Source organism: Nonomuraea sp. NPDC048892 (assembly GCF_040649735.1).
GTDB lineage: Bacteria > Actinomycetota > Actinomycetes > Streptosporangiales > Streptosporangiaceae > Nonomuraea > Nonomuraea maheshkhaliensis.
In genome coordinates, this window is the sequence record NZ_JBEZFZ010000020.1 from 88,249 (window position 1) to 109,728 (window position 21,480).

The 21,480-nt window shown below is 69.6% G+C and carries 14 protein-coding genes; 8 read left to right on the top strand and 6 right to left on the bottom strand.

Annotation, left to right across the window (positions count from 1 at the left end):
- Window positions 1-31: 31 nt before the first annotated feature.
- Window positions 32-1,036 carry a LacI family DNA-binding transcriptional regulator gene (locus tag AB0C28_RS42080; RefSeq protein ID WP_358081131.1) on the bottom strand — a complete coding sequence of 335 codons (1,005 nt, stop codon included), beginning with the start codon at window positions 1,034-1,036 and terminating at the stop codon, window positions 32-34.
- Window positions 1,037-1,115: 79 nt separating this feature from the next.
- On the opposite strand from AB0C28_RS42080, the gene AB0C28_RS42085 reads away from it, so the two are divergent.
- The 5 genes from AB0C28_RS42085 to AB0C28_RS42105 are packed head-to-tail and all read left to right on the top strand — an operon-like array spanning window position 1,116 to window position 9,382.
- Entirely contained in the window at window positions 1,116-2,393 is a 1,278-nt protein-coding gene (locus AB0C28_RS42085) for a polysaccharide pyruvyl transferase family protein (RefSeq protein ID WP_358081133.1), read from the top strand.
- Complete coding sequence (locus AB0C28_RS42090; RefSeq protein ID WP_357862076.1) at window positions 2,386-3,297, top strand: ABC transporter permease subunit; 912 nt, start codon at window positions 2,386-2,388, stop codon at window positions 3,295-3,297. Before AB0C28_RS42085 ends, AB0C28_RS42090 begins: the two co-directional genes overlap by 8 nt.
- A 50-nt stretch (window positions 3,298-3,347) precedes the next feature.
- Entirely contained in the window at window positions 3,348-4,244 is an 897-nt protein-coding gene (locus AB0C28_RS42095; protein ID WP_357862077.1) for a carbohydrate ABC transporter permease, read from the top strand.
- A 33-nt stretch (window positions 4,245-4,277) separates the two neighbouring features.
- Entirely contained in the window at window positions 4,278-5,894 is a 1,617-nt protein-coding gene (locus tag AB0C28_RS42100; protein ID WP_357862079.1) for an extracellular solute-binding protein, read from the top strand.
- Window positions 5,891-9,382: an alginate lyase family protein gene (locus tag AB0C28_RS42105; protein WP_358081135.1), complete on the top strand. Its 3,492-nt coding sequence runs from the start codon at window positions 5,891-5,893 to the stop codon at window positions 9,380-9,382. The genes AB0C28_RS42100 and AB0C28_RS42105 overlap by 4 nt, the downstream gene beginning before the upstream one ends.
- A gap of 376 nt (window positions 9,383-9,758) precedes the next feature.
- Here AB0C28_RS42105 and AB0C28_RS42110 read toward each other — a convergent pair whose 3' ends face one another.
- On the bottom strand, window positions 9,759-9,947 hold the full coding sequence (locus AB0C28_RS42110; RefSeq protein WP_357862083.1) for a hypothetical protein: 189 nt from the start codon (window positions 9,945-9,947) through the stop codon (window positions 9,759-9,761).
- A 114-nt stretch (window positions 9,948-10,061) separates the two neighbouring features.
- On the opposite strand from AB0C28_RS42110, the gene AB0C28_RS42115 reads away from it, so the two are divergent.
- Window positions 10,062-11,267 carry a sensor histidine kinase gene (locus AB0C28_RS42115; protein WP_358081137.1) on the top strand — a complete coding sequence of 402 codons (1,206 nt, stop codon included), beginning with the start codon at window positions 10,062-10,064 and terminating at the stop codon, window positions 11,265-11,267.
- Window positions 11,264-11,890 carry a response regulator transcription factor gene (locus tag AB0C28_RS42120; RefSeq protein ID WP_357862087.1) on the top strand — a complete coding sequence of 209 codons (627 nt, stop codon included), beginning with the start codon at window positions 11,264-11,266 and terminating at the stop codon, window positions 11,888-11,890. Before AB0C28_RS42115 ends, AB0C28_RS42120 begins: the two co-directional genes overlap by 4 nt.
- A gap of 202 nt (window positions 11,891-12,092) precedes the next feature.
- Here the strand turns inward: AB0C28_RS42120 and AB0C28_RS42125 are convergent, their stop codons facing one another.
- From AB0C28_RS42125 to AB0C28_RS42135, 3 genes are all read right to left on the bottom strand, one after another.
- On the bottom strand, window positions 12,093-12,860 hold the full coding sequence (locus tag AB0C28_RS42125) for a hypothetical protein (RefSeq protein WP_357862089.1): 768 nt from the start codon (window positions 12,858-12,860) through the stop codon (window positions 12,093-12,095).
- Between the two features lie 109 nt (window positions 12,861-12,969).
- Window positions 12,970-13,347: a DUF1963 domain-containing protein gene (locus AB0C28_RS42130; RefSeq protein WP_358081140.1), complete on the bottom strand. Its 378-nt coding sequence runs from the start codon at window positions 13,345-13,347 to the stop codon at window positions 12,970-12,972.
- Window positions 13,319-13,726 (bottom strand): DUF1963 domain-containing protein, encoded by a 408-nt coding sequence (locus AB0C28_RS42135; protein ID WP_358081142.1) that lies wholly within the window; start codon window positions 13,724-13,726, stop codon window positions 13,319-13,321. The genes AB0C28_RS42130 and AB0C28_RS42135 overlap by 29 nt, the downstream gene beginning before the upstream one ends.
- 305 nt (window positions 13,727-14,031) lie before the next feature.
- Between AB0C28_RS42135 and AB0C28_RS42140 the strand changes: the two genes are divergently transcribed.
- Window positions 14,032-15,099 (top strand): hypothetical protein, encoded by a 1,068-nt coding sequence (locus tag AB0C28_RS42140; RefSeq protein ID WP_358081145.1) that lies wholly within the window; start codon window positions 14,032-14,034, stop codon window positions 15,097-15,099.
- Between the two features lie 156 nt (window positions 15,100-15,255).
- Here the strand turns inward: AB0C28_RS42140 and AB0C28_RS42145 are convergent, their stop codons facing one another.
- Complete coding sequence (locus AB0C28_RS42145; RefSeq protein ID WP_358081148.1) at window positions 15,256-21,438, bottom strand: VWD domain-containing protein; 6,183 nt, start codon at window positions 21,436-21,438, stop codon at window positions 15,256-15,258.
- Window positions 21,439-21,480: the final 42 nt, after the last annotated feature.

A 21,480-nucleotide genomic window follows, 5' to 3' on the forward strand; every position in this document is an offset into this window, starting at 1 on the left:
CTCCAAGACAGGGCGGCCGAGCATGCGGCCGCTAATCGCGGACCCGGGTCAGAGCGGTCGCTGAGTCACGGATCACCAGTTCCGGTTCAGGATCGGTGATGACACCGCCCGCGCTCGGCCGCCCCGCGATCAGGTCGTAAAGCGCCTCGACGCCGGCCCGGCCGAGTTCGTACATCGGCATCCGGACCGCGGTGACGGCCGGGCGCAGGTGTCGCATCAGGTCGACGTCGTGGATGCCGACCACCGACAGCTGGTCGGGGATGGCGATGCCGAGGTCGTGTGCGGCGGCCAGGACCCCGACCGCGCTCATGATGTTGTTGACGACGATGGCGGTCGGCGCGGTCGCCGCCTGCATGGTCTGGCGGAGCCCGTCGGCGCCGGCCTGCTCGCCGAACCCGGTGGCCAGGTGCGGAGCCGGTGTCAGGCCGGCGGCGTCCATCGCCCGCTGGTAGCCCAGGTAGCGCTGCTGGGAGAGGTATCCAGAGCCCCCGACGAAGACGATGTGGCGGTGGCTGAGGTTGATCAGGAACCGCGTCGCGATCTCGCCCGCGCGGAGATCGTCCACGTCGATCCAGGGATGCTCCAGTGCGTGTTCCAGGATGAGGATCGGCTTGGGGTGGTCGCGGAGTTCGGCCATCACGTCGTCGTCCAGCAGCCCTTCGCCGCGGATCAGGATGCCGTCGACCGTGCCCTGGCTGAGCAGCCGGGTCAGGAACTGGCTGCCGGAGCGCATCGTCTCGGCATCGCCCAGCAGGACCGTCGCGCCGTGCTCCGCCGCCGCCTCGTAGACCCCATGCCGCAGCGGTGCGTAGACCGGGTTGTCGAGCTTGTTGAGGATCATCGCGATCATGTCGGTCTGGTTGAGCCGCAGCGAGCGCGCCGTCTGGTTCGGCTGGTAGTTCAATTGCTGCATCGCCTGGAGCACCCGGGTGCGGGTGGATTCCTTCATCCGGGTGTGGCTCGTGCCGTTGACCACCGCCGACACCACAGCGAGTGACACTCCGGCCGCCCGTGCGACGTCACGTTGCGTTGCCATGGTGCAAGCCTACTCGGTTCTTGACGTAACGTCTCACCATCCCTATTTTGAATTAACGTTACGTCAACAAGGAGTACATATGACATCGGTACGTCGCACCGTCCTCCTGCGGTCCTCCTGGGCGACGGTGAACATCGGCGACGTGGCTCACTCCCCTGGGGTGGTGCGGGCGTTTCAGCGGTTCGCCCCCGAGGTCGAGGTCGTCCTCTGGCCGGTGCGGCTGGAGGAGCGCGAACGATCCATGCTGCGGCACGCGTTCCCTGACCTGCGCGTCGTCGACGGCACTCTCGGCGGGGACGGGCCGAGCACCCCGGAGCTGGCCGCCGCCATCGACGGCGCGGACGTCCTGATGCACGGATCGGGCGCCGACGCCTTCCAGACCACCGAGATCGACTGGTGGCGCGAGCACGTGGGCCGCCCGTACGGGTACTTCGGCATCACCGTGGATCCGCTGTGCCCACCGACCATGGCGACGCTGCCGGAGCTGGCTCAGATGGTCGATCTGCTCCCACCTTCCTATCTCGGGGACGACGTCAAGGACCGTTTCGACGGCGCCGACTTCGTGTACTGCCGCGAAACGCTGACCCTGGCCACCTTGCGCGGCCAGAAGATCACCGGGCCCGACCTCGCCTTCGGGCCGGACGGCACGTTCGCGTTCGACCACACCGACGACGTCGCCGCCGCTCGCCTGCTGGAGGAGTTCGGCCTGCGGCCCGGTGGGTTCGCCTGCTTCGTTCCGCGGCTGCGCTTCGCCCCGTACGCGAAGATCTACGGCACGGAACCGACCCGCGAGCAGATGCGGCGCGACGCGGTCAACCGGGCCACCGTGACGCACGACCTGGCGGTGCTGGCGGCGGCGATCGAGACCTGGGTACGCGTCAGCGGCCTGCCGGCCGTCGTGGTGCCCGAGATGAGCTATGCCGTCGAGCTCGCCCACGAGCAGCTTCCCAGCCTGCTCAGCCCACAGACGCTCGGTCAGGTCCGGATCCTGGACCGGTACTGGCCGCTGGAGGAGGCGACCGGGGTCTACGCCCTCTCGTCGCTGGTGGTCAGCATGGAGTGTCATTCGCCGATCATGGCCGCACGACATGCGATCCCGACCATCTACCTCCGGCAGCCGACCGAGACCACGAAGTCTCAGATGTTCGCCGACCTCGGCGCCCCGGACCTGGTGATCGAGCTCGACCATCGTGCCGCGGCGACGGTCGTCGCGGCGGTCACCGACATCGCCACCGACCCGGCGCCCGCGGTCGACCGGAGCAGGAGGGTCGCGGCCAACGCCGACGACCGGCTGCGGGCGGCGGTGGAAGCCTGCGCAGCGGGCCGGCCCATAGCGGCGGGGACCGGCGATGCGTAGCCTGCGCGACCGCTGGCGGCGTGACCGGGTCCTGCTGCTGCTGGCGCTTCCCGGGGTCACGGTGCTGCTGCTGTTCCACTATCTGCCGCTCGGTGGGAACGTCATCGCGTTCCAGGACTTCCAGCCGTTCCTCGGCATCTGGCACAGCCCGTACGTCGGGCTGGACAACTTCGAGCCGGTGCTCACCGGCGACCCGGTGTTCCTCAACGCACTCGTCAACACGCTGATCATCACGCTGATCCAGGTGGTCTTCGTGTTCCCGCTGCCGATCTGCCTCGCGTTGATCCTGAACGCGACCATCAGCGAACGGCTCAAGCGCCTCACCCAGTCGATCCTCTACATGCCGCACTTCCTGTCCTGGGTCATCGTGGTCGCCCTGTTCCAGCAGATGTTCGGCAACGGCGGGATGCTCAACGCCTGGCTGCGCTCGGCCGACCTGTCCACGTTCACCGTCGTCGGCGTGCCCGAGTTGTTCAAACTCATGATCACATCACAGGTGATCTGGAAGGACACCGGCTGGTCGACGATCATCTTCCTGGCCGCGCTGTCCCGAGTGGATCCGGCGCAGATGGAGGCCGCGGTGGTGGACGGCGCCTCGGCGGCTCGCCGCCTGTGGCACGTGACCCTGCCCGCCATCCGCCCGGTGATCGTCCTGCTGCTGATTCTGCGGCTCGGTGACACGCTGTCCGTCGGGTTCGAGCAGATCATCCTGCAGCAGGCACAGGTCGGTGCCGGTGCCGGCGAAGTACTCGACACCTACGTCTACAACCACGGGATCGTCGGCGGCGACTGGGGCACCGCGGCCGCTGTGGGGCTGATCAAAGGCATGGTCGGTGTCGCGCTCGTGCTCGGCGCCAACCGGTTGGCCCACGCTCTGGGCGAGCAGGGGGTGTACGCCAAATGACGAGCCGACCTGCGTCGACAGGGGTGTCCGTAGCGCGCCACAGGCCACGCTTGGCCGGCAGTCGGCGTCCGGTCTGGATGGGCGAGTCCAGCAAACTGGGGGTCGGTGCGCGGGGACTCGTGCTCGGCCTGGGCTGCCTGGCGGTCTTGGTGCCGTTCTGGGCGGTGCTCATCACCAGCATCGCCTCCCCGGAGGAGGTCAACAGGGCGGGCGGCTTCGTGCTGTGGACGAACGCACCGACGCTGGACTCCTACCGGGCCGTCCTGTCCGGCGGAATCGTCACCCGTGCGCTGCTGGTGAGCGCCGGCGTCACCGCGGTCGGCACGGCACTCAGCCTCGTCGCCACGATCGCTCTGGCGTACGCGCTGTCGCGGCCGGGCTCGTTGCTGCAGAAGCCGCTCCTGCTGATGACGGTGTTCACCCTGCTGTTCAATCCGGGCATCATCCCGATGTACCTGACGGTCAAACAGCTCGGCCTGCTGGACAGCTACTGGGCACTGGTCCTGCCGGTGCTGGTGAACGCGTTCAACGTCATCGTCATGCGCGCGTTCTTCCAGGAGATCCCCCGCGAGCTGCGGGAGAGCGCCCACATGGACGGTGCCGGGGAGATGCGCATCCTGCTGCGGATCGTCCTGCCGCTGTCGAAGGCGGTCGTCTCCGTGATCGGGCTGTTCTACGCGGTGGCGTACTGGAACGCCTTCTTCTCCGCGATGTTGTACCTCCAGTCGTCCGAGAAGTGGCCGCTGCAACTGGTGCTGCGTACCTACGTCGTCAACAACACCCCGATCGGGTCCGACCAGCTCAGCTCGAACCTGGAGAACCTGCCACCACAGATCTCCGTCCAGATGGCGATTCTCGTCATCTCCGTCCTGCCCATCCTGTTCGTCTACCCCTTCATTCAGAAGCACTTCGCCAAAGGACTCATGGTCGGCGCCGTCAAGGGCTGACCGATCGTCCACGCCATGTGGAAAGGGAACGTCATGGCACCCACCTTCAGCCGCCGCCGCCTCCTGGCACTCGGCGCGGCAACGGGGCTGGCCCCGCTGCTCGGGGCCTGCGGCGACGGCGGCCCGAGTGCGCCGAACAGCTCGACCGGGCCGGTCAAGCTGCCCACCTACAAGCCCGTCACCGCGGCCACGCCGGACCTGGCCGCCGAGCCGCCCGGGGTGTCGCCGGGATACTTCACCTACCCGACCGCCTCCAGCGCCGCATCACAACCGGTGCAGGGCGAAGCCGTCACGGCACTGACGTACACCTACGACCCGATCGCCCCCGCGCTCGGCTCGAACCCCTACTGGCAGAACCTCAACAGCAAGCTCGGCACCGAGCTGAAGATCACGTACGTCCCCTCGACCGACTACAAGAGCAAGGTCGCCACGACCATCGCCGGTGGCGATCTGCCCGACATCGTGGCCATCCAGGGCGTCGTCCAGCAGATGCCGGCCATGCTGAAGGCGACGTTCACCGACCTCACCGAGTACCTGTCCGGGGACGCGGTCCTCGCCTACCCGAACCTCGCCGCCCTGCCCACCGACGCCTGGCGCGGCACCGTCTACGACCAGCGGATCTGGGGCGTCCCCGTGCCGCGGGCCCGGATCGGCACCGTGCTGTACACCCGGGCCGACCTGCTGGCCAAGGCAGGACTCAGCCTCCAGCCCGAATCGTGGGCCGAGTTCAAGGAGCTGGCGGCCGCGCTGAGCGACGAGCGGGCCGGTCGGTGGGCGTTCGGGCAGATCCCGTTCAACACGATCCTGGAGATGAACGGGATCACCGGCAACTGGCCCGGCGGCGTCGGCGTCTGGCAGGCAGCGGGTGGCGTCTTCACCCACTCCGGGACGACACCGCAGTTCACGCAGGCCCTTGAGGACACCGTCGAGCTGGTGAAGTCGGGGGTGATCCATCCCGACCATGCGGGCGCGCCCAACACCAAGCGCAACGCGTGGATGCTGGCCGGCACGACCGCGTTCACCATCGGCGGGTACGCCGGGTGGGGCAAGTTCTACGGTCAGGCGAAGGACGTGTCCGGCTTCCGTCTGACCGGCATGCTCTCGCCCACCCGCGACGGCAAAGGGACGCGGGTACGCACGCCCGGCCCGACCCTGTCCAGTTTCACCGCCATCGCCAGGACCGACGACGCCGACCGGATCAAGCAGATCCTCAAGGTCCTCGACTGGTTGTGCTCACCCTTCGGCAGCAGCGAGTACCTGGCCCTCCGGTACGGCGTCGAGGGCCAGACGTTCACCCGCGACGGCTCCGACCCGACCCTCACCGAGGGCGGGCGCAGCCAGGTGTTCCTGCCGGTGCGCTACCTCGCCGAGGCATCGCCCGTCATCTACGAGCCGGGCAACCGCCAGGCCGTACAGGACCAGCACGACCACCAGGTCGCCGGCGTCCCGCTCGCCGTCGCCGACCCGACCCTCGGGCGGTACTCGGAGACCGCCGCCAGCAAGGCCGCCAGCGAGCAGCAGGAACTGGACGCGGTGCTGCTGGAGATCCAGCTGGGCAACAAGCCCGTCTCGGCGTGGCAGCCGGCCATCAAGAAGTTCATGGATCGGGTGGGCGACAAGATCAAGGCCGAGTACGAGGAGCAGTCATGAGACGGAGCACGTTACGTTGGTACACGCGTGGCCGGGCCCGTGCGGCGGTCGTACTGGCTCTGGTGGCGGCGTTCCTGTCGCCTCTGGCGCCTCTGTCGCCGGGCCGGGCCGCGGTCGCCGACATGTCGGATCTCGGCCGGCTGCTCGACCTGACGCGCCCGGGGCTCGCCGCGGTGGCGGCCGAGCTGGCCGCCGGTGACGAAGCGGGCGCCGCGAGCGAGCTCAAGGCGTATTACGCGGGCCGCACCGACGTCCACTACCCGGCTCCGGCCGCTGGCCTGGGCGGTGGCGACTCGGGCCCCGACGAGCTCGCGGCGGGGATCTTCCGGTTCGGCGCCGAGACCCGCACCTTCTACGACAGCGCCGAGCAGCGGATCGACATCGACTGGCAGGACTCCTGGGGTGGGACGCAGACCACCCCGGGCGGCGCGCAGACGTTGATGAGCGACCTGACGTTCATGCCCAAACTGACATTCGCGTACGTGTCCGAGAGCGACCCGGCGAAGCGGGCGGCGTACGCGAAGGCGTGGATGGACATCTCGCTGGACTTCTTCGCCGACAATCAGAGCTGGCCGAAGGGCCGCAACCTGTCGGCGGCCAAGCGGCTCTCCCAGCTGGTCAGCGGGTTCTCCGTGTTCAGGACCGATCCCAGCATCGACCCGGGCGATCTCGTGGAGTACCTGTCCGGCGTGCACTTCACGACGGACTTCCTCGTCGGCGTGATGCAGGGTCACGTCGGAAACAACTGGTACATGTCGATGGCCCGTTCCGTCCACGCGGCGGCCGTGTTCCTGCCCGAGTTCTCGGCATCGTCCGGCTCGGAGTGGTTTGCGGTGCGCTCAGCCGAGCGGTTTCTGCGCGCGTACCTGAAGGGCGACGGCGTGTACCGCGAGCCGGCGTTCAACTATCAGGCATACGTGGCGGACCTCCTCAACTCCGTCATCGCAGTCGCGGACGCCAACGGGCGGACCGTTCCCGATTACCTCGTCCAGGCGGCGGACTGGATCGCGGATTCGCTGTTCGCGACCCGTCAGCCGAATCTCGAACCCGCGGCGATCGGCGACACGCCGAACAACACCGCGGGTACGTCGGCCATTCGCAGGAGCGGCGTACGCAACTCCTGGCCCGATTTCACCTGGGTCGCCTCCGGCCGCACGCAGGGGACCGCCCCGACGCTGTCGTCCACGGTGTATCCGATCAGCTTCGCGGTCCAGCGTTCCGGGTGGGACGCCGATGCCCGGTACATGCTGATCAACAACCAGAATTCCAGTTACACCGCCTCGCATCGGCATCCGGACGACCTCAGCCTGGTGATGGCGGCGTACGGGCGTCCGCTGATCGTCGACTCCGGGGTGGGAGACTACAGCGCGACTCCGACGAACGACTGGATGCGCCGTCAAACCGCGGCGCACAACACCATCGAGGTCGACGGAGCCGCGCAGACCGCCGGCGTCCCCCGCACGACGTCGCTGTGGCGCTCGAACGCGGGCCTCGACATCTACCGCGGTGCGACGATGGGCTACCGGCCGATCGAGCACGATCGCGCGGTCTATTTCGTCAAGCCCGGCTTCTGGGTGGTCTCCGACGACCTCACCGGTGCCACCGCCGCGCACGACTACCGGCAGCTCTGGCACTTCCCCGGCGATCCGGTGACCGTCAATCCGACGACGAAGGTCGCCACGGTCGGGTTCGACACCGTGCCAGGAGCCGCACCCGGCGCCGGCGTGCGGCTCATCCCGGTGGCGGCGGCCGGCGCCGCGGTGACCCCCACGGTCCACGACGACGGCGCCGTACGCGTCGGCGAGCAGGTGCTCACCAACGTCGACTACCTGTCGTACGACTGGTCCGCCACCGGCCCGACGGGAGTGGACACGGTCGTCTTCCCCGGCCCGGCCGGCGCGGCGCCCTCGGTGACGGCGAAGCGCATCGCCATGCCCGGAGTGAGTCATTCCGTGGCGACGGCGCTGGAGGTCGGCCTGCCGGGCGCGACCGGGCGCTTCTACCTTTCGCGCGAGGCGAATCCCTCGTCGAGGGCGTTCGGGGCCGCCACGACCAACGGCGAGACCGCATACCTGGAGCGTGCTTCGGGCGGCGGGCTCACCAGGTACGCGCTGACCAGAGGGTCGTCGCTGATCGACGCAGGCACCACCGTCATCAGCGCGTCCGCGCCGGTGTCCGATGTCAGTGTGGAACTGCGCGGCGCGACCGCCCGGATCTCGCTCGGGGACCCGTTCACCGGCACGCTCTCCCTCCACGCGCCGAACGCGAACGCGGTGACGGTGAACGGCACCCCAACCGCGTTCACCCGCGCGGGCGACCTCATCACCGTGTCACTCGAGGAACGCTTCGCCCCGGCGCCCGTGCTCAACGAGGAGTTCGACGATGCCGGCCTGGACCGCACCGTCCATGACTTCAACGCATCCTTCGGCGGCTGGACGCCGGTCCAGGGGACCTGGACGGTGACCGGCGGGCAGCTGGCACAGACCTCGACCGCGGACATGGTGTCGTTCGCGGCGCTGCAGGACGTACCCGATGACGTGGTCATGGCCGCGGACATCGTTCCCGGACCACGCGGCCAGACGACGTCCCGCACCGGTCTCGCGTTCCGCTACCACAATTCCCGCAACTACTACCGGGCCGAAGTGCTCAACTCCGCGTCGGGAGCGACGCTGAAGCTCGTGAAGATCTACGACTCGAACACCGAGATCCTCGCGGAGACCGAACTGCCGACCGGCGCCAACGTCCCGCACAAGCTGGTCGTGTCCGCGATCGGGCGGCATCTGAGCGCCAAGATCGGCGATACGTCGATCGCCGCGGACGACACACAGCTGCCGACGGGTGGCGCCGCCGCCTACACGCATCGGCGGGCCGCGACCTTCGACGACATCGTGATCAGGGAAGGGCTCGACCAGGCCAATTGGCGAGGGATGACCGGGTCCGTGTCCGTCGCCTCGGGCAAGTTGCGCCTCACGCCGCCTGCCGGTGGCCGGGCGCACGTACTGGCCGACTCGACCCTGCCGGCGCGCTTCTCGGAGGCATGCGACTATGTCGCGGAGACCACGCTCACGCTCGACGGATCCGTCGGTAACGCGGGAATCTCGCTGCGAGACAGTACGGACGCGTACGGGTACCGGATCCACGTCGGCAAGACGAGCGACGGAACCCAGTACGCGAGCATCATCCGCGAGGCCCACGCGTCGGGTCCCGTGACCGTGGCCAAGACGAACATCAGCAACCCGTTGACAGGTCCCGTGCGACTGGGTGCGGTGATTCATGGCGACCGCATCACCGTGACGTTGAACGGCGTCGAGATCCTGAAGGGTCGCGACACTGTTGTGCGTAGTGGGGGTGTCGGGCTTTACGCATCTACGGAGAGCTCGTTCGAGAACGTCACTGTCGCTCGGTCTTGTGGAGGGCGGGAGCGCCTGCGGCCAATTACCCCCGGCGCCGGCCACCGCACGAACCACAACGACGGAACTGGCGTATAGCAGGGTTGGTGGGCCGCCGTTCGTATGGGTGGCCCACCAGCCCATCGCCTTGACGGCAAGGTGATCAGCCCGGCGCGGGATCCTGTCCTTGATCAATAGCGTGAGGTGAGACCCCCACTCGTCATAGCCATCTGTGTGCACCACCCAGTCGCAGGCCGATCTGGCCCAGAACGCGGGGCGTCGAGCACCGCGCTTTGGCGGTAGTAGCAGGTGGGGGCGCCGCGAAGGGCATGGTCGGCTCCGGAGGCAGGCGGGGGGTGGTCCACACTCGAAAGGGCGCGGGCGTCACGGCTGACCGCAGGCTATTCCATGCTGCCCCCGCGGCCCGGGACCGCGGGACATGGGATCGATGTCGGCGGCGTGCAGGATCTCCGCTTCAGGATGATCGGCCGCGTCCGGTGAGCAGGCCGCGTATCGCCCACAGGGCGCCGATGACGATGGCACCGACGATTATGAAGGTCGTCGTCGTGGAATCGGCGACGTGGAGCACGGCCAGGACGCCGATTGTCAGACCGTAGACGATGGACAGGGCGATGAGGGCCCGTGCGGAGAGTTTCGCGTTCATGGCCGCTGAGCGTGCCCGAACTCGACCGTGCGGGGACAGCCACCGGGGGAGGGGATGCTGATTCCGACGAAAGGTGGATACCGGGCGGCGACGCCGGTCGTCGATACTGGTCAGATGGCTGGTGGATCCCTCACAGACCCGGTCGATGCCGGGCAGGACGATTGGCATCGGACGGTGCCCGGCTGGCATCTCGCCTTCGCCACGCTGGCCGTACTGACCGCCTGTCTCGTCGTCACCGGCGATGACGGCCTCGCCACCGCCGAGCGAGGTATCGCGCTGCTCGTGCTCGTGCTGCTGAGCGGCTGGTACGGCGCCACCGGCGCTCGGGCCCTGCATCGTGACCACAGCCGACTGGGAATCGTCTATCTGGCCGGCGCCGTCCCGCTGTCGGCGGCGCTGTTCGCGGTGGCGCCTGAGGGCGCGCTGATGTGGGTCATGCTGTACCCGCATATTTGGGCGCTGCTCCCGCTGCGCAAAGCGATGGCCGCGACAGTCGCGAGCGTGATGTCGATGGCCGCGGTGATGATCTTCCGTAGCGACGCGTACGAGCAGGAGCTGTCCTCGGTGATTCTCCAGGTGGTGGTGGCGCTGGTGGTCGCCCTCGTACTCGGGGTCTGGATCACCCGGATCATCGAGCAGAGCCGGCAGCGGGCCAGGCTGGTGGAGGAGCTGGCGGCGACGCGGGCCGAACTGGCCGAGGTCAGCCGGGAGGCCGGGGTGCTGGCTGAGCGCGAGCGGCTCGCCAAGGAGATCCACGACACGCTCGCGCAGGGCTTCACCAGTGTGCTGCTCCTGCTGGAGGCGGCCAAGGCCGGCACGTGCGAGCGCGACCAGGCCGCTCGCGGCCACCTCGACCAGGCCCGCCGTACCGCCATGGACAACCTGGCCGAGGCCCGCGCCATGGTCGCGGCGCTGCCGCCGCCGCAGCTCCGCGACGCCTCGCTGCCGGACGCCCTGGGCGGGCTCATCGAGCGGTTCGAGGCGGAGACCGGGCTGGAGGCTCGCTTCACGGTGACCGGGACGCCCTGCCGGCTCACCCCGAACGAGGAGGTGGTGCTGCTGCGGGTCACCCAGGAAGCCCTGGCCAACGTACGCAAGCATGCCTCCGGGGCGGGCCGGTTGGGAGGCGTGCTGGCGTACGGGACCGAGGGCGTGACCTTGCGGATCACCGATGACGGCCAGGGCTTCGACCCCGGCGAGACCGGCACCGGGTTCGGGATCGGCGGCATGCGCGACCGGGTCGCCGAGGTCGGCGGGGTGCTGAGCATCGGACCGGGCAGGCCGTCGGGAACGCTGGTCCAGGTGGAGCTACCGTCGTGACCGTACGCGTGCTCATCGTCGATGACCACCCCATCGTGCGGCAGGGGTTGTGCGCGGTGCTGTCCGCGCAGCCGGACTTCGCGGTCGTGGCCGAATGCGGCACCGGCGAGGAGGCGGTCGCCCTGGCGGCGGACGCCGGGCCCGATGTGGTGCTGATGGATCTGCGGCTGCCCGGCCTGGGCGGCGTCGAGGCGACCGAGCGCATCGTCGCCGCCGGGAGCGCCACGGCGGTCGTCGTGCTGACCACGTACGACTCCGACGGGGACATCCTGCGCGCCGTCGCCGCGGGAGCGACCGGCTACCTGCTGAAGGACGCCTCGGCGCAGGAACTGGTCGCCGGGGTCCGCACGGCCGCCGCGGGCGGCACCGTGCTCGCCGCTCCGGTCGCGGCCAAGCTGGCCACCCGCATGCGGGGCGAGGCCCCTTCGCTCACCACGCGGGAGATCCAGGTGCTGGAGTGCGCGGCCCGCGGCCTGTCGAACCCGGAGACGGGGCGGGAGCTGTTCATCAGCGAGGCGACCGTGAAGAGCCACATGATGCGCATCTTCGGCAAGCTCGGGGTCGCCGACCGCACCGCCGCCGTGACCACCGCCATCGCCCGCGGCATCCTCAGCCCGCCTTGACTTGGCGGCCCGTCCCATCGCCATGACCTCGGGGGCGAAGGTATCGGGGTCGGGCCGCGCTCATCAGGCCGGACGTGACCAGGCCATCAACGAGACGGTGCTGCCGGAGGCGGCGGTGCGTCCGGTGACCGAGGTGGTCGCGCCGTCGCGACACCGGTGGCTCTTCGGGGACGGCGGCGGTCTCGAGTCATCTCACGCGCTGTCAGCGGCCCGTCTTCGTGGACCACAGGGGACGGGTGCCGTCGTAGATCACCACGTTGCCGTCGTTCTGGACCTCCAGCCTGGCGCCCGGGTTCTTGCCGGTCTCGGAGCTCCACAGCGGCGTGGTGCCCTGGTAGACGACCAGGTTGCCGTCCTTCTGCATCTGCGCGGACGCGCCGGGGTTGTCACCCGTCTTCGTGCTCCACAGGGGCTTGCTCGCCTTGTACAGCACCAGGTTGCCGTCCTCCTGCATGACGAACTGGTAGTCGCCGTTCTGGGAGCGTACGTACTGGTTCGCCTTGAGTCCGTAGCCGGGCTTGAGCACGCCGATCGTGGAGTGGCGGCCCCACAGGGGCGTCTTGCCGTCGTAGATGACCAGGTTGCCGTCATCCTGCACGGCCAGGCGCGCGCCGGGCGCGTCGCCGGTGTTGGAGGCCCACAGCGCGGTCTTGCCCCGGTAGACGACCAGGTTGCCGTCCTCCTGCATGGCGGCGAACGCGCCGGGGCTGTCGCCGGTCTGGCTGCTCCACAGCGGCTTGGTGCCGCGGTAGAGGACGAGGTTGCCGTCCTTCTGCTGCTGCAGGACGTACTCGCCGTTCGACGAGCGCACGGAGTCACCCGCCTGCAGTCGCTGGCCCGGGTTCAGCCACGTGGTACGGGGCCGCTCCTGGACCGTGGCCGCCTGGGCGGAGGCCGTGACAGCGGCCGTGGCCGCCGGGCCCACGAGCGCCAGCACCAACGCGCCGGCGTAAACCGGGAACCTCTTCATGTCGTCGCTCCCACGATTGCCGTTGATCAGGACCTGTTCTTGATCAGGAACCGTGACGCTATCCGGTACTCGCGGGAGAACGGCTCACTTCAAAGAGTCTGAAAGTGCGTCATCGGCCGAATCGCCGCCTACGCCGGGCGCAGAGGTTGGGGGCGGCGAGCCGGTCCCGGCGGATGCCGAAGATCAGGATGGCCCCGTCTCCGAAGGTCATCCCGTTGTCCTCGTCAAGCTGGAGCAGGGTGACCCACTGGGCGGCCTCCTCCGCGAAGCCGGGATCCTCCGGGTTCGGCCCCGCCGCGGACGCGGCCGCGGGTTCGATCGGCGCCTGCAGGGCGTCGGAGTAGCCGCCGACCTGGTGCTTCGGCCCAGGCTTCTTACGCCGTTCGCCGTACAACCCGAGCTCCCAGGCGAAGGTCTCGCCACCGTCCCCGATGTCGGGGTTTTCGTCGTCGAGGTCCTCATCGTCGGGTACACCATGCGGTCCCACACCAGTTCTCTGGCCGCGTCCAGACTCCCGAAGGCGCGCACCACAGCGGGATCACCTGCGCGGCCGTGCAGTCCCAGGTGGCGAAGAACAACAGCGTGCCTGCGGCGGACAGGTCGAGGTCCGATTCGTACGGTGCGAGCGCCGCGCAGTCCAGTTCGGCGAGGAACCGCATCGCGGAATCCCCGACGCGCGGCCACGGCACCCCCTTCGGCAGCCGGGGCAGGCCGCCCAGCCGGCCGACCACGACCTCGCCCTCCTCGGTGATCGACAACCGAACGGCCGGACGAGCCAGGGCGATGAACGGCTCGGCGAATTCCCCAGGTAACAACTCCCGGACGTACTCGGCGAAATCCAGCATGCAGTCCTGCATGGCGGCCATCCTGCCCGGATCTGATCTCGAACGGAACGGCGCAAGAGCAGCGACACGGCCTGCCGCCCCCCGCATCGAGGTACCAGACCTCGATGCGGGCGACGCTGGTCGAAGTGGCGTTCAACAGAAGTCGAAACAGCACGAGAGCGAAGCCTGGAAGACCAGGTTGGACCCTCCACAGCACTTCCGGCACCGGACACATGAAATCGCGTACGAACGGACGGTGACGTTCCCCTTCATGCCTTGGCAGCCGATGATCGCGCACATACGTTGGTGATCGTTTTGCTGGCTCATCGAACCGCGGCGGGGTGAACATGGGATCCACACGCACGAACCTGACCATTCTGGCGAGCATCCTCCTCATGGCCGGGCAGGCGGCGGGCGCGGGCCCGGCCGCGGCGGACGGCTGCCCGGCGATCACCGACCAGTGGGAGGTCACCGACCTGGGCGTCACCGGGAGCGCGCTCGACATCAACGACGTGGGACAGATCGCCGGCTCCAGCGTGAGCGCGACCGGCGAACAGCGGGCGACGGTCTGGGACGGCGCGCAGGTGATCGATCTGGGCAGCCTCGGCGGCGGTCACGCCTACGCCGGCGCCCTCGACGAGGACGGCAACGTCGTCGGCAGTAGCTACACGGCGACGGAGAAGGGTCACGCCTTCCACTGGCGCGCTGGGACGATGACCGACCTCGGCACCTTCGGCAGCATCCCCACCCTGGTCCACGACGTCGGCGCGGGTGTCATCGTGGGCGAATATCGGTACCGGTTGCCCGATGGCACGGCCCGCTACCAGGCGTTCCGCATCCAGAACGGTGTCAGGACCGACCTCGCCGCCGTCGCCGGCAGCCAGGCGGCGGCCGTCAACCCGGCCGGGCAGATCGCCGGGACCCAGCGTCGCCTCGAACCACCCGGCCCGGCGAGCCTGCGGACCCACCAGGCCTTCCTCTGGGAGGACGGCGTCATCACCGAGCTCGGTACGCTCGGCGGCCAGTGGAGCCAGGCCGAGGGGATCAACGGCGACGGCGACATCGTCGGCCAGTCGGCGCTCGGCGCGGACGGCGTGCTCGCGGGCGGCTACATCTGGAGCGCTGAAGAGGGCATGCGGCGCCTGCCCGACGCCGGCGGTTTGGCCGCGCCCAAGGCCGTCAACGACGACGACGTGATCGCCGGCACGCACACCTGCACGGAGGCCGGCACCGTCGCCCACGCGGCGGTCTGGACCGGCCCCGGCGCGGCGCCGGCCCTGCTGCCCGACCCGGCGACCGGCATCGCCACGATGGCCAATTCCGTCAACGCACGGGGCGAGATCACCGGATGGGCCGTGGCCCCCGACGGTTCGCGGCGCGCTCTCGTGTGGCGGCCGGCGCCCGGGAACACGTGAGCCTCAGCGGGCCGCGTCCGAGAGTTCCCGAGCCTCACCCCGCCCGGCGCGGAATGATATGAAGTGACGTGGTCTGAGCTGCCGTCAAGCGGCGGGGCGGTGCGAAAAGGGCACGGCCGGAGCGGTTCCGGCCGTGCCCTTGAGCGGTTCAGCTCGTCACGGCACCGCCACCTTCGCGGTCAGCGACCCGACCTTGTCGCCCTGCGGATTGAAGACGATCGTGTACGTGCCCGTGACAGGCAGCGTCGTCGCCGCGATGGTGCAGTTACGTCCGCAGCTCGGCGAGTTGCCCAGCGCCGTGCCGTCCGGCTTCAGCAGGCCGACCCGGACGTCGGCGGCGGCGGAGAAGCTGGTGCCGGTGAAGGTGACGGTCACCTGCTGCCCGGCGGTGCCGGTGAAGGTCCAGCTCCCGTTCTGGCCGGGGGTCGTGGTGGTCAGCGTGACCGCCGTGCCGCCGATGGTGACGGCGGCCGGGGCGAGGTCGCGGACCGCGTGGACCCTGAGGGTCAGTTTGCCCACCCTCTCGTCCTGCGGGTCGAACTCCACCGTGTAGGTGCCGGTCACGGGCAGTGCCACGGGCTCCAGGAAGCAGTTCTTGCCGCAGTAAGTCGCCGACACCAGCGTGGTGCCGTCCGGCTTCTTCACCGACACCCGCGCACCGGTGGTGCCGGTGAAGTTCGCGTCGGTGAGGTTGAACGACACCACCTGCCCGGCCGTCCCGGCGAGCGACCAGGTGCCGTTCTGGCCGGGGGTCGTCGTGGTGAACGTCGAGGCGGCGCCGCCGACGGTGACCGAGCCGAGCAGGTGGGTGACCGCGTACGCCTCCAGGGTTAGTTTGCCGGTTTTGTCGTCCTGCGGGTCGAATTCGATCGTGTAGGTGCCGGTGACGGGCAGTGCCACCGGTTCCAGGAAGCAGTTCTTGCCGCAGGAGGTGGCCGATACCAGCGTGGTGCCGTCCGGCCTCTTCACCGACACCTTGGCGTCCGCCGAGCCGGCGAAGTTCCCGCCCGTGAGGTTGAACGACGCGAGCTGCCCCGCCGTCCCGGTGAACGACCAGGTGCCGTTCTGGCCCGGAGTGGTGGTGGTCAGCGTGGAGGCGGAGCCGCCGAGCGTGACGTTCGCGCTCAGGTGAGTGACCTCGTACAGCTGCAGGGTGATCGAGCCGGTCGTGGCGTCCTGCGGCCGGAACTCGACCGTGTAGCTGCCGTTCACCGGCAGCACGGCCGGGTCCAGCAGGCAGTTCTTCCCGCACGGGGTGTCGTCGATCAGAACGGTTCCGTCCGGTTTGCGTACCGCGACGTAGGCGTCGTAGGTGCTGGTGAGGGTCGAGCCGGTGAAGTTGTACGACACCCGCCGCCCCGCCGTCCCCGTGAACGTCCAGACGGCCTTCTGCCCGGCGCCGACGGTGGTCAGCGTGGACGCCGGGCCGCCGACCGAGGTCGTCCCGGTGACGTCGCCCTCGGTGAGCTGCGCGGTCAGCGAGCCGGCGAGGGCCTTGCGCGGGTCGAACAGGATCGTGTACGTGCCGGACGCCGGCAGGGTGAGCGGGTCCAGCACGCACAGCTTGCCGCAGGAGGTGTCCTCCCGCAGGACGGTGCCGTCCGGGCCGCGCACCGAGACCGCGGCGTCGGAGGTGCTGGAGAACGTCCCGTTCATGAACGCGAGGTTGACGTAGCGGCCCTCGGTCCCGGTGAAGGTCCAGGTGCCGTTCTGTCCCGGGGTGGTGGTGGTCAGCGTCGAGGTGCCGCCGTCCATCGCGATCGCGGCGGTGACGTCGTTCACCAGGTACGCCCGCAGCGTCAGCGCGCCCGTCTTGGCGCCCTTGGGCCGCAGGTCCACCTGGTACGTGCCGGTCGCCGGCAGGGTGAGCGGCTCCAGCAGGCACCCGGTGCCGCAGTTGGTGTCGGCGATCAGGTCGGTGCCGTCCGGCTTCCCGACCTTGACGGTGGCGTCGGAGGAGAGCGTGAACGTCGAGCCGGTGAAGTCGTACGACACCCGCTGCCCCGCCGTCCCGGCGAAGGTCCACAGGCCGCGCTGCCCGGGGATGGTGGTCGTCAGCGTGGACGCGGGACCGCCCACGGTGATCTGCGCGGTCACGTCCGGCGGCACGATGTTGAGCTGGGCCGAGATCGAGCCGGTCTGGACGCCGGCCGGGTCGGCCACCACCTGGTAGGTGCCGTCCTCCGGCAGCACCGTCGTGTCGAAGTAGCAGGAGCTCGGGCAGAACGTGGCCGGCACCAGGACCGAGCCGTCCGGTATGCGCAGCGACGCGTACGCGCTGGAGAACGTGCCGCCCGAGAAGGTCACCGAGATCCGCTGCCCGGTCGTCCCGTCGAAGGTCCAGGTCGGGTTCTGCCCCGGGCCCTTCGTGGTCAGTTTGACCGCCTCGCCGCCCGCCGTGAGCGCCGCCTTGACGTCGCCCACGGTGACCTGTGCGGAGATGGAGCCCACCGCCGTGCCGGTGGGGTCGAGCACCACCGTGTAGGTGCCGTCCGCCGGCAGCGACACCGTGTCGAACGCGCACGACGGCTTGCAGAAGGTGCGCTCGAACAGCTCCGTTCCGTCCGGGTTGCGCACCAGTGCGTACGCGCTGCTGAACGTGCCGTCCGTCAGCGCGAACGCGGCCCGCTGGCCCGCCATGCCGGCGAAGGACCAGGTGGCGGCCTGTCCCGGGGCGGTCGTGGTCAGCTTGACCGGGCCACCGCCCGCGGTGATCGTGCCCGTGACGTCGCCCTCACTGACCTGCGCGCTGATGGAGCCCACAGCGGTCTTGGTCGGGTCCAGGACGAGGGTGTAGGTGCCGTCCTCCGGCAGCGCGATCGTGTCGAACGCGCACGACGTCTTGCACCAGGTGGAGCGGACCAGGTCCGTGCCGTCCGGCTTGCGCAGTGACGCGTACGCGCCGCTGAACGTGCCGTCCGTCAGCGCGAACGCGACCCGCTGGCCCGCCGTGCCGGCGAACGTCCAGTACGCCCGCTGGCCGGGCCCCGTGGTGGTCAGCCGCACCGGCGCGCCGCCGACGGTCAGGGCGCCGACGACGTCTCCCTCGATCGCACTGGCCGTGACGGGCCCGGTGTGCACGTCGGTGGGATCGACGAGCAGCGTGTACGTGCCCGTCGCGGGCAGCGTGACGGTGTCGAAGGCGCAGGTCTTCGGGCAGTGGGTGGAGCCGAACAGCCGGGTCCCGTCCGGCTTGGTGATCGAGGCGCTGGCGGTGCCGGCCAGGCCGCTGATCGCGAACGCGACCCGCTGGCCCGCCGTGCCGGCGAACGACCAGGACGCGTTCTGCCCCGGGACGGTGGTGGTCAGCGTGGACGGCGCGCCGATCGCGACCGTCCCGGTGACCGCCGCGGGCACCTCGTACAGGCGCAGTGCGATCGAGCCCGTCTTGTCGTCCTTCGGGTCCCACACCATCGCGTACGTGCCGGTGACCGGCAGCGTCTCGGTGTCGACGTAGCAGGCCGCGCCGCAGGAATCCTGCGACAGCACCTGCCCGTCGGGCCCGCGCAGTTGCAGGGTGGCGTCGCTGAGCGAGGTCAGCGTGCCGTCGGCGAGCTCGGCGGAGACCTTCTGGCCCGCGGTACCCGTGAACGTCCAGGTGCCCCGCTGGCCCGGGTCGGTGATCCGCAGCGGCACCTGCGGCCCGTCGATCGCCGCGGTGGCGGTGACGTCGGCTCCCAGCGTGTTCACGCTGAGCTTGTACGGGCCGAACACGTCGTTCCACGGCCACACGCGCAGCCGGTAGGCGCCGGCGGGCAGCCCGTCCACGCGCTTGGCGCCGCACAGGTAGGAGGTGGCGACACTCGCGCCAGCGGCGTCTGCCAGCTCCCACCGCAGCCCGAAGCCGGACCCGGGGCACTCCTGCGCGTTGACGAAGACCGAGGCCGGCTGGTCCAGCGTGAACCGGTACTCGTCGACCGCGACCTCGCCCTCCAGGTTGCCCGCGCCCTCGCCGGGCACGCCGTCGGAAACGGTGAACGGCAGCGAGACCGGGAACGTCTGCGGCGGGGTGACCTCCAGGTCGAGCGCCACGTTGTCGAGCCCGTACGCCTGGTTGGACAGGCCCGCCATGCCGGTGGCCGAGACCTTGACCTCGATCTGGCTGTTCTTGTGCGTGATCGGCACCGTGACGCGGTACTTCGCCCATGGCAGGCCGTTCGCCAGCGTGCCGGACGCGACGGGCGTCAGCTCGCCCGGCGTGATCGTGTGCGGGTCGTCGCGGTCGGTCTCGACCTTGATCGTCTCGGTGTCGGAGTCGGAGGTCCAGTCGCCGACGGCCAGCAGGTCGAAGCTCAGCGTGCCGGCCTTGTGCAGCGGCAACGACTGCACGAAGAACCGGTAGGAGTCGCCGCCGCTGAACGGCCCGGCGAACGAGCTCACCGCGGGGTCGGCCGACACCCGCGAGGGCAGCGTGTTCTTGCCCAGCGTGCCCTCGAAGTCGATCGTCAGGTCGCCGTTGACGTCCACGGCCTGCGCCGCCGGGTCGATGCTCACCGTCTTCTGCTCGGCGGCGGCCTCGGCGAACGAGGTGTCCGCGGTCAGCGCGATGTCCAGGACGCAGTCGTTGAACGGCACGCCCGGCGCGACGCCGCTCTCCTCGCACTGCGCCGAGGCGAGCTGCATCTGCTCGGGTGTCAGGTCGTGGATCGTGACGATGCGGGAGGGGAAGCGCAGGTCCGTGAACGTCGCGGTGCTCTCGCCCGGGCCGTAGGTGAACAGCGACTCGGTGTCGTCCAGCCGCCAGGAGTTGGCGTAGTCGGTGTGCAGCTGGGTCGGGGTGGCGTTGGCGGGCAACTGGGTGCCGTCACGCAGCTTCAGGTCGTTCTTCGGGTCGCCGTCGGCGTTGCCGAGCAGGCCCTCCAGGTCGCTGTCGGCGGACGGCGGCAGGTAGAGGCCCGCGGCGCCCCGCCTCCAGGACAGGACGGGCCCTTCCAGACCGTCGAACATGACCAGCCACTTGCCGTCCTTACGCAGGACGAACGCTTCCTTGCCCAGGTAAAGGATCTTGCCGGCGCCGAGCGTGAGCTTCTGGCCGTCGACGTAGAGGTCGTCCTCGTGGAACTCGACCTTGTGGTCACCGGCCTCCATCGCGGCGTCGAACATCACCGACACGTCCCGGCCGCCGCTGGCGGGGCTGAGCCGGCCGTGGATCTCCAGGCCGTGCCTCTCGCTGCTGGCGAGGACGAACTCGCCGACGGACTGCAGGTCGTAGCCCAGGCCGTCCAGGGTGGTGAAGTGCGGTTCGCCCTTGACCAGGCCGCCGTGCTCGGAGAAGTACCACAACAGGATGAGGACGACCAGCGCGCCCACGCCGAGCGCCAGCGCCATCTCGATGGTGGCGAAGCCGGCCGCGCGCAGGAAGAGCGCGCCCTGCGGGCTGCGCAGGAACACCATGATGGAGGCGGTCAGCGCCGCCGCGGCGGCCGCGGCGCTGCCGTACTTGGCCACGTCGTTGTTCTGCGAGTCGCCGGAGTTGTCGGAGTCGTTGCCGGGCCTGGTGAGCTGGTCGATCAGCTGGCGCAGGCCCGGGGAGATCGGCCAGTCGCGGTCGTCGTCGTCCTCGTCCACCTCGGGAATCTCGGCGGGCGGGCTGCCCGGCGGGGGCTGCCGCTTGCTCTCCTCGCACTTGCGTTCCTTCTTCACCTCCTCGATGTGCAGCAGGCCGGGAACGGGCGACAGCGCCCGGTACGTGGAGAGCTGGTATCCGTCCTTGCCGTCCACCTTGCAGGAGGGGTTCTTGCTGTAGACCTGGAACCAGTCGTCGTAGCTGCCCCAGCGGTTGAGCACCGTGCCGGCGGTGACGTTCCTGACACCGTCATTGGTCAGTACGCCGACGTACCGGACGACCTGCCCGCCCCAGCCGGAGTAGTCGGGGTTGCCCTCGACCTTGGCCTCGATCACCTGGCCCCAGTTGTTGCCGGCGCGGTCGTAGTAGATGATGTCGGGCCGGTCGCTGCCGCCGCTGAGGGTCGGCTCCCACTGGATCTCGGGGTCGATGAGCCCGCCGCTGCGGCCGAGCTGGTCGCTCAGGTACTTGATGGCCCGGGCCTGCCCGATGGCCTCGATGCCGCCGGACGGGCTGCACTCGTTGGGCTGCTGGTAGATGTGGGTGCCGAGCACCGGACGGTCGCGCAGGCACGCCTCGTTGATGCGGCGGCGCGTGGAGTACATGTGCTTGAAGACGCAGCGTTTCTGGCCGCTACGGCCGTTGGACCAGTCGCTGCTGTTGGGGGAGCAGGCGGTGGCCGCCTCCGCCCACCTGGCTAATAAGAAGTCGGGTATGGGAACGAGGAACCCGGCCACGAGCACGGCCACCATGAACAGACGAAGACGCCTCAAGCGGTCACCCCGAATAAAGAGGACATAAGACTGGCAGCGGGA

Bases quoted from the DNA above. Each gene is read 5' to 3' on its own strand.
- AB0C28_RS42080 (WP_358081131.1), bottom strand. From the start codon at position 1,036: ATGGCAACGCAACGTGACGTCGCACGGGCGGCCGGAGTGTCACTCGCT.
- AB0C28_RS42085 (WP_358081133.1), top strand. From the start codon at position 1,116: ATGACATCGGTACGTCGCACCGTCCTCCTGCGGTCCTCCTGGGCGACG.
- AB0C28_RS42090 (WP_357862076.1), top strand. From the start codon at position 2,386: ATGCGTAGCCTGCGCGACCGCTGGCGGCGTGACCGGGTCCTGCTGCTG.
- AB0C28_RS42100 (WP_357862079.1), top strand. From the start codon at position 4,278: ATGGCACCCACCTTCAGCCGCCGCCGCCTCCTGGCACTCGGCGCGGCA.
- AB0C28_RS42105 (WP_358081135.1), top strand. From the start codon at position 5,891: ATGAGACGGAGCACGTTACGTTGGTACACGCGTGGCCGGGCCCGTGCG.
- AB0C28_RS42110 (WP_357862083.1), bottom strand. From the start codon at position 9,947: ATGAACGCGAAACTCTCCGCACGGGCCCTCATCGCCCTGTCCATCGTC.
- AB0C28_RS42115 (WP_358081137.1), top strand. From the start codon at position 10,062: ATGGCTGGTGGATCCCTCACAGACCCGGTCGATGCCGGGCAGGACGAT.
- AB0C28_RS42125 (WP_357862089.1), bottom strand. From the start codon at position 12,860: ATGAAGAGGTTCCCGGTTTACGCCGGCGCGTTGGTGCTGGCGCTCGTG.
- AB0C28_RS42135 (WP_358081142.1), bottom strand. From the start codon at position 13,726: ATGGCCGCCATGCAGGACTGCATGCTGGATTTCGCCGAGTACGTCCGG.
- AB0C28_RS42140 (WP_358081145.1), top strand. From the start codon at position 14,032: ATGGGATCCACACGCACGAACCTGACCATTCTGGCGAGCATCCTCCTC.